This window comes from Oleiphilus sp. HI0132, assembly GCF_001635845.1.
On record NZ_LWGJ01001588.1, the window covers coordinates 1 to 797 of the forward strand.

Genomic DNA, 797 nt, shown 5'->3' on the forward strand with positions numbered 1-797 from the left:
TTCCGGTCTTTTCAGCAAATGCTATCCATATTTCAGGGATCAATACCCCTTCTAAATCAAGACAAACTAATTCCACGACGCACTCCGTCTTTATAATAAAGGTTAATATCTTTCGATAGTGAAAATTCGAAGCGCTATTCTAACTAAAAGCTAGCGCCTTGCATAATGTAAAATCTTCGTTAGAATCGAGCTCATATTGCTAATACCACATTAGTATTAAAACAAAGCATATACAGAGACCAAATAATGTCGATTGACTTTAACGACCCCGCCACAATTACCGATGAAGCCGTTCAGCAGCTAAATGATGAGCTTTCAAGTAAATCACCTCGCGAAATTCTAAAATTTGCGGTGAACACCTTCGATAACATTGCAATTTCTTTCAGCGGCGCAGAAGATGTTGCCTTGATTGAGCTTTCTCATCGACTAACTGACGACCTTCAGGTTTTCTCGCTAGATACAGGCCGATTACATCCAGAAACTTACCGCTTTATTGAAAAGGTTCGCCAACACTATAACATCGACATTGAATTAATGACCCCCAATGCTGAGCGACTAGAGGCTTTTGTTAAGCAAAAAGGGCTATTCAGTTTTTTTGAAGACGGGCATAAAGAATGCTGTGGCATTCGTAAAGTAGAGCCTTTGAAAAGAAAGCTTGGTACCTTGAATGCGTGGGTTTCCGGCCAACGTAAAGATCAAAGCCCAAGCACTCGCTCTGAAGTTGCTGTTATTGAGATTGATCATGGCAACTCAAGCGACGAGCGTAAGTTAATCAAATTCAACCCGCTTGCGAATTG

At 40.8% G+C, this 797-nt stretch carries 1 protein-coding gene and 1 pseudogene; one reads left to right on the forward strand and one right to left on the reverse strand.

Going from position 1 to position 797, the window contains the following annotated elements; genetic code table 11:
* Positions 1-76 (reverse strand): annotated as a pseudogene (gene thrH / locus A3766_RS32285) (bifunctional phosphoserine phosphatase/homoserine phosphotransferase ThrH); the annotation flags it as partial.
* Between the two features lie 170 nt (positions 77-246).
* Here thrH and A3766_RS24510 point away from each other — a divergent pair.
* Positions 247-797 (forward strand): phosphoadenylyl-sulfate reductase (locus A3766_RS24510; RefSeq protein WP_068643150.1); only part of this gene is annotated, 551 nt, incomplete at its 3' end.